This is a genomic window from Streptomyces sp. PR69 (assembly GCF_026420845.1).
Lineage (GTDB): Bacteria > Actinomycetota > Actinomycetes > Streptomycetales > Streptomycetaceae > Streptomyces.
Genome location: NZ_JAOWCB010000068.1, coordinates 1 through 7393, shown reverse-complemented (window position 1 = coordinate 7393; position 7393 = coordinate 1). Strand labels below are relative to the sequence as shown.

General features: G+C 74.2%; 5 protein-coding genes and 1 pseudogene. 3 read left to right on the top strand and 3 right to left on the bottom strand.

The features are described 5' to 3' along the window. Together OF819_RS28850 and OF819_RS28845 are read right to left on the bottom strand one after the other, a co-directional pair. A partial coding sequence (locus OF819_RS28850; protein ID WP_267246602.1) for an ROK family transcriptional regulator occupies window positions 1-894 on the bottom strand: 894 nt, incomplete at its 3' end. 149 nt (window positions 895-1043) lie between these two features. Then, window positions 1044-2117 (bottom strand): mechanosensitive ion channel family protein, encoded by a 1074-nt coding sequence (locus tag OF819_RS28845; RefSeq protein WP_267246601.1) that lies wholly within the window; start codon window positions 2115-2117, stop codon window positions 1044-1046. Window positions 2118-2535: 418 nt separating this feature from the next. On the opposite strand from OF819_RS28845, the gene OF819_RS28840 reads away from it, so the two are divergent. After that, entirely contained in the window at window positions 2536-3072 is a 537-nt protein-coding gene (locus OF819_RS28840; RefSeq protein ID WP_240138690.1) for an HNH endonuclease, read from the top strand. Between the two features lie 221 nt (window positions 3073-3293). Here OF819_RS28840 and OF819_RS28835 read toward each other — a convergent pair whose 3' ends face one another. Further along, a complete protein-coding gene (locus tag OF819_RS28835; RefSeq protein WP_267246600.1) occupies window positions 3294-6251 on the bottom strand; it encodes a beta-N-acetylglucosaminidase domain-containing protein in 2958 nt (985 codons plus the stop codon). A gap of 281 nt (window positions 6252-6532) precedes the next feature. On the opposite strand from OF819_RS28835, the gene OF819_RS28830 reads away from it, so the two are divergent. Then, window positions 6533-6796: a hypothetical protein gene (locus OF819_RS28830; RefSeq protein WP_267246599.1), complete on the top strand. Its 264-nt coding sequence runs from the start codon at window positions 6533-6535 to the stop codon at window positions 6794-6796. Between the two features lie 19 nt (window positions 6797-6815). After that, a pseudogene (locus OF819_RS28825) lies at window positions 6816-7393 on the top strand (4-alpha-glucanotransferase); the annotation flags it as partial.

Here is a 7393-nt window from a genome sequence, read left to right as displayed (position 1 = left end):
CTCGGCGCGTGCGCCGCCGCTCTGCCCGGGAACGCCCTTCACCCCGAGGTCCCGGGCGATCCGGGGCAGCGCCTGCGCGCCCGCCAGCTCCTGGAAGCCGCCGCTGTTGGCCTTGGCGACCTGGCGCACCAGCGGGGTGCCGGGCACCGGCATAAAGCCGACCTCGCCCGCGCCGCCGGTGCAGCCGCGGTGCAGCCGTCCGCCGATGACCAGCGCGGCGCCCAGCCCCTCCTCGTTCCACAGCAGGACGAAGTCGTCATGGCCGCGGGCCGCTCCCAGACGCTGCTCGGCGACGGCCGCGAGATTGACATCGTTCTCGTACTCGACGGGCATCGGGAGTGCCGCGGCCAGCTCCTCAAGCAGCGTGGCGGAGTGCCAGCCGGGCAGATGGGAGGCGTACCGCAGCCGCCCGGTGGACGGGTCGAAGGCGCCCGGCGTGCCGATGACGAGCCTGCGCACCTCGCCGCGCGTCAGCCCCGCGGCTTTCACCGCCCCGTCGAGCGCCTCGGTGACCTGGCGTACCGCACTCTGGGCCCGCCGCCCGGGTGTGGGCAGCTCATACTCGCCGACGACCGCGCCGGTGAGGTCGGCGACGGCGGCGCGGATGCGGCGCGGGGTCACATCGAGACCGGCGGCGAAGGCGGCCCTGGCGTTGACGGCGTACAGCTGGGCACTGGGGCCTGGACGCCCCGCGGTGGTGCCGGTGGCGACGACGAGGCCCGCGGCCTCCAGCCGGGCGAGCAGCTGCGAGGCCGTCGGCTTGGACAGGCCGGTGAGCTTGCCGATCCGGGCACGGGAGAGGGGGCCGTGCTCCAGCAGCAGATCGAGTGCGGCGCGGTCGTTCATGGCGCGCAGCACGCGGGGTGTTCCCGGGGTACCCGATCCGGCAGCCATGACGCCTCACATGGTTAGGAAAGTTTCCTATCTACAGGCGAACGTAGGCCACCGGTCGCGGGCCCGTCAACGGCGAGCGCCCGCGGGGCGACCAAGTGGTCGTCCCGCGGGCGCGGCGGCGGGCCCATCGGCCTGACGGGCGCAGCGGGCTACTTCGACAGCTGCGACGACTGCGGCAGCGGGGACGCGGCGACCGACTGCGGCGAGTTGGGGCTGGCCAGCGCGGAGGGGGCGGCGACGGCGGCGGACGGGTCGCCGGAGGCTTCCTCCCCGGCGAGCGGCGGACCGCCGATGATCGCGATGCCGGCCGCGTCGAAGGCCTTCTTGATCTGCCAGCGCAGCTCGCGCTCCACGCCGACCGCCTTGCCGGGCATGGTCTTGGCCGACACATGCACGGTCATCGACTCCAGCAGCACCTCGTCCAGACCGAGCACCTCGACCGGACCCCACAGCCGCTCGTTCCACGGCTCATCCTTGGCCAGCGAGTCCGCGACCTCGGCGACCACGGTCCGGATGCGGTCCAGATCCTCGCTCGGGCGCACCACGACGTCCACATGGGCGGTGGACCAGCCCTGGCTGAGGTTGCCGACCCGCTTCACCTCGCCGTTGCGCACGTACCAGATCGCCCCGTTCTCACCGCGCAGCTTGGTGACCCGCAGCCCGACCTCGATCACCTCGCCCGAGGCGACGCCGACGTCGATGGAGTCCCCGACGCCGTACTGGTCCTCCAGGATCATGAAGACGCCGGACAGGAAGTCGGTGACGAGGTTGCGCGCGCCGAAGCCGAGCGCCACGCCCGCGACGCCGGCGGAGGCCAGCAGCGGGGCCAGATTGATCTGGAACGCGCCGAGGACCATCAGCCCCGCCGTGCCCAGGATCAGAAAGGACGACACCGAGCGGAGCACGGACCCTATGGCCTCGGAGCGCTGCCGCCGTCGCTCGGTGTTGACCAGCAGTCCACCCAGCGTGGTGCCTTCGACAGCCTGGGCGGAGCGGTTCATCCGCTCTATCAGCTTGGTGATCGTGCGGCGCACGGCGATGCGCAGCAGGATCGCGACCGCGATGATCAGCAGGATGCGCAGGCCCGTGTTGAGCCATGTGGACCAGTTCTCCTCAACCCAGCCCGCGGCGTCGCCGGCCTGCTTGGCGGCTTCGTCGAGGGAGCCGACTCCGGGTGACGGGTCGGCGGCCAGTACGGCATACCAGGACGCGGACGAGAACACAGGAGTGCCTCCCAGGCGGTGCGATGCTGACGAACCACCCTATCGGGGCACCGGGCGGGAGCCGTTGACATGTTCGAGGGAGCGCGGGGGGAGAGAGCAGGCTCACAGGGGCATGCTCGGGGGGTGCGGCGCGCCTCTCGTGCAGTGCACTTTCGTGTGGCGCGTCTCTCGTGTGGGGGCGACGTGTATGGCTCCACCTGCTGTGGCGCACCTCACGCACGGGCCGGGGCGTCGGCCCGGAAGGCGTGTTCGGCGGGGTAGGCGGGGCTCCGGAAGTGCGCCGGGAGACCGCCGACGGGAAAATACCCTCGTCCCGTTACCTGGACATGGTGGCGCTCGGACCTGGCATAAGGAGAGACTGAGAGCAGATCGTCCCGGCGCGAGCCACGCGCCGCCGGCGTACAAGGAGGCATCCACCGTGCCGCACGTCCTGGTCCTCAACGCGTCGTACGAGCCGCTCGGCGTCGTACCGCTCCGCCGCGCGCTCGTCCTCGTCCTGGAGAACAAGGCTCTCTGCCTCGAGGAGTCCGGCGCCTTTATGCACAGCGCGACCCGCGTCATCGCCGCACCCAGTGTCGTACGGCTGAAGCGGTTCGTCCGGGTCCCCTACCGGGGGCCCGTTCCTCTGACCCGCAAAGCGCTCTTCGCCCGTGACGGCGGGCGCTGCATGTACTGCGGTGGCGTCGCAACCAGCGTCGACCACGTCATTCCGCGCAGCCGCGGCGGACAGCACGCCTGGGACAACGTGGTGGCGGCCTGCCGCCGCTGCAACCACGTGAAAGCGGACCGCCACCTCCGAGAACTGGGCTGGCGCCTGCGCCACCAGCCCGCCCCGCCGAGCGGCCTCGCCTGGCGCATCATCGGCACGGGCCATAGGGACCCGCGCTGGCTGCCATACCTGCAGCCGTACGGCGCGGACGACGCGATGGCCCGGATCGACGGCATCTCCGCCTGAGACCCCGGGCCATTGTCATGCCCGGCGGCTGGCCCGGTGAAGGGGTCCGGGGCGGAGCCCCGGACCCCTTCACCGGGCCAGCCGGTGCGGGTACGCATGCGACCCGGCGCGTCATCCGCCTGACGGAAGCGAGCGGAACACTGGAGCGCCAGGGGCCGACGAGGCGCACGTACACGACGCCATGGTGTTTGACCTGCGCCGGCCCAGCCCCGCAGCCGACCTCAGTTGGCCACCCCGTACGCCTCGACAGAGAAGAGCGAGTAGCCGAACTCCGTGCCCCGTGCGTCCCCCTGGACGCGCAGGAAGCGGACCTGGCCGCCGGAGGGGTCGAGGCGGATGTCCGCGCGGCCGGGGCGGCCGTCGGTGACGGTGGCCGCCGTGTGCCAGGTGACGCCGTCCGGGGAGGTCTGGACGCGGTACGACGCGGCATAGGCGTCCTGCCAGTGCAGGATCACCCGTCCGACGCGGGCCGGGCGGGAGAGCCGGAGCTGCCACCAGGCGGTGTCCCCGGCCGGGGAGGACCAGCGGGTCTCCGGGTCGCCGTCGACCGCGGCGGAGGCGGGGAAGTCGGGGGTCTCGTCCCCCGACGAGGAGGCGGCCGCGCCCGCCTCGCGCGCCAGGTCCTGTCCGGTCGTCTTCGGATAGGCCCGCACGGTCAGCGTGCGCTGCTGCCCGGCGAAGGACACCGGCACCCGGTACTCGCCGGGCGGCGTGTCCGCCGGAACGGACACCTCCACCCGTAGCGTCGCGGGCGCCCCGCGCGACACGGTCGTCTCCTCGGGGGCCGTCACCCTGATGCCCGCAGGAGCGTTGGCCGTCAGCGCGCCGCGCACCTCGCCCGGACCCGTCGCGGTCACCTTCACTCCGACCCGCTGCGGCGCGCCGCCGATCTCGGCGTCGGCGTAGTCCCGTACGAGTTCCAGCTCGGCCGGCGGCTCGTCGGCGAACCACGGCACAAGCGATCGCACCCCCGGCTCACCGGGGGCGACGACGCGCAGCCCGTCCGCCCGCAGCCCCTTCGCGTCCGTCTGCGTCCAGCCGCTCGGCGACAGCGGCCCCAGCGGCCGCCAGCCCTCGCCCGGCACATGCGCCTCAAGGCGTCCTGGCGCGGCCGACGGCTCGGCCATCGTCGTCACCGTCCGCAGCGGGCGCGCCCGCCCCAGCAGCACCGTGCCCCGCCCCGCGGACTCCTTCACCCGCACCGCGCCCGTCCACTGCGCGGACTCCTTCGCCGCCCGGTCCAGGAACGGCCCCAGGACGCCCCTGCCGACCGTCGGCCCGCCACGGGCCTTCAACGACTTCCGCAGCGGCTCCAGTTCGAGCGACGCCCGCCACGCGGCCGCCCCGTCGCCGCGCCCCTGGGCGTGCAGCATGTCGACCGCGAGCTCGCCGGCCCGCCCGTACCGCGCCAGCTTCTCCAGCCAGGGCCGCACCTCCTCGCCCAGCCCCGTGACGGGCTCCGCGTCCCGCAGCCGCTGCGGGGCCTCGCGCATCTGGGTGAACGCGGCCCGCAGCGCGCCCGCGGCACGGTCCCGCGCCGCCGCGTCCCGCGACGCCCGCGTCCGCCAGAACTCCTGGAGCAGCGGCCGCAGATACGCCGACTCGTCGTCCGCTTCGACGATCCACGACGTGTGATTGCCGGCCAGCGCCCGCAGCGCCTGACGGGTCTTCGCGTCCCCTCCCGCGAGGTCGTCCAGCGCCGCCTGCCAGGACTCCTGAGGCCGGTAACCGCGGGGGTTCCACGCGTAGTCGGCGACCGTGAACAGCGGTATCCGGGCGGCCGAAGCCTGCTCCATGGCATTGGCGAGCAGCTCCGCAGAGCCGGACGCCACCGCGGGATCGCGCCCCGTGTACGGACCGAGGAAGATCCGGTCCTGCGCGAAGTCGTTGACCGGGTAGTTGTCCATGGTGACCAGCGGATGGCGGAACACATCCCGCGCCTCGGCCAGCTCGCGGCCCGTGATCGTACGCGGCACCACGCCGACGCCCGTCCACGCCACCTGCACCCCGGACGGCAGCTCCGCGGCGAACGCCCGGCGGAAGTCCGTGACGCCCTCCTGGTAGTACTCCGTCGGCATCACCGTCAGCGGCGCGGCCTCAGGCAGCCGCTCGCCCATGTGCCGCGCCAGCTCGCCCGCGACGCGCGCCTGCGCCTTCGCGGCCGCCTCAGGCCCGGAGCCGAAGACGTCCGCGTCCGCGTCGCACTGCCACTCGCTGTAGCTGACGTCCTGGAACTGGAGCTGGAAGGCCCGCACTCCCAGCGCGTACATCGCCTCGAACTTGCGCTTGAGCGCGGCGACGTCCTCGTCCCGCGACAGGCACATCGACTGCCCGGGCGCGACGGCCCAGGCGAGCGTCACATGGTTGCGCCGTGCCCGCTCGGCGAGTGCGCGGAACTCGGCGCGCTGCACCGCGGGGTACGGCTCGCGCCAGCGGGCCTGCCGGAAGGGGTCGTCGCCGGGCGCGTACAGATAGCGGTTCTGCTTGGTGCGGCCCATGAAGTCCAGCTGGGACAGCCGCTGGGCGTGGCTCCACGGCTGCCCGTAGAAACCCTCTGTCACACCGCGTACGGCCGTGCCCGGCCAGTCCCGCACCGTCACCCCGGCTGCCGAGCCGTCCTTCACGAGCTGCCGGAGCGTCTGGACGGCGTGGAACAGCCCGTCCTCGCCGACCCCGTCCAGCGCGATCGTGTCCCGGCCGCCGACGCTGCCGACGGCCAGCCGGTAGCCGCCCGACGGCAGATCCGCGCGCTCCCGCACACGCAGCGCGCGCAGCGCCGCGTCCGCGCTCTGCGCGCCGCTTCCGCCGAGCAGCACCGCAGGCCCGCGGCCCGGCAGATCCCGGTGCACCGTATGCACCCCGGACCGCCGCAGCAGCTCGATCAGCTGCTCGACCGCGTACGGATCGGCGTCCTCGCCCGCCACGACGGTCGCCTCGTCGCCCAGCCGCACGGCGGGCCCCGCCGCCTTCACCGACTGCGGCCGCGGCCACACGGACGGCACGGCCGACCTGCCCCGCGGGTCCTGCGCGCGTGAGGCGGGGGATTCCGGGTCGCCGGGGGCTCCGGGGGCCGCGGGGGCCGCGGGGGACGCGGCCGCGCCCTGAGCGCCGCCGAGCAGGCTGCCGATGACGGCGACCGCGATCGCAGTCGCGGTGCCCCTCCTGCGCCCGAGCCGCACGACCGTCTCCCCTCGTTCTCCCCTGACGTTCCGGTCGGTTTCGAGCCCACCACCCGCACAGTGAGAGTGTCAATGCACATGGTCGTTGTGCGCCTTTTGCCTGCTGCAAGGCCCGGTGCGACCCGCCGCGGACGGTGTTTGAGGCAACTGCCGTCCGGGGTACGGAGTGTGACGCGGAACACGTCGGCTGACCGGATACGTCTGTGGCCGCGTCCGCTGGGTAGGGGTGCCGTGTCCCATCGCCCACTGCCCGCACCCAGCTTCGACGAGGAGTCACCACCGTGGCCGCATCCGCGAACCTGCTGCTCTCCGCACTGTCCAAACAGGTCCCGGCGCCCGCCGCGCCTGCCGACGACGCCGCCCCCGGCGTCACCACGCCCTGCCCCTTCGAGGACACCGCCCCGCTGGCGCCGCTCACCAGCGAGCCCCCGCTGGCCCATGCCACCCCCCTCACCAGCGAGCCCCCGCTCGCCGACATCGCACCCCTGACCAGCGAGCCGACCGCCTACGGCGCGGCCGGAGGGGCGTCGACGCCAGGAGTCTGACATCTGAACAGGAGTCCGCATGGGCCTTGCCCGGCTCGCCGCGCTGCACGGAGTCGCCACCGACTACGAGCCCTCCGAGGGCGTCCGCGTCGCCGTCCCCGAGGCAACGGTCATCGCGGTCCTCGCCGCCCTGGGGGTCGACGCCTCCACCCCGGCGGCCGTGCGCGACGCCCTGCACCGCGCGGACTCCGCCGCCGCGGCCCGACTGCTCCCCGACACGGTCGTCCTCTGGCGCGCCGAGCCCCTTCCCCCGGCCCTGACCGGACTCCCCGAAGGAACCACCCTCAGGGTCGAGACCGAGGACGGCCGCCTCCTGGACTGCACCCGGCCCGGCGGCCCGCCGGACCCGCCGGGCCGCCCGCCCGCCGCTGCCGGGACGGGCGCCGCAGCCGGGCCACCCGCTTCGGCTGGGCAGGCCGACGCCGTCCGAGAGACCCGCGGACCGGCGTCCGCCGCCTGTGCGGACCCGGTCGGCCCACTGCCGCGAGGCGGCGAAGCGGCGGGCCCCTCGGCGATGCCGGGCGTCACCGCGCTGGGCATGTCTGCACCCGACGGCGGCCCCGCGGCCGGTCCGGCCGCTGACGCGGCCGCCGCGGG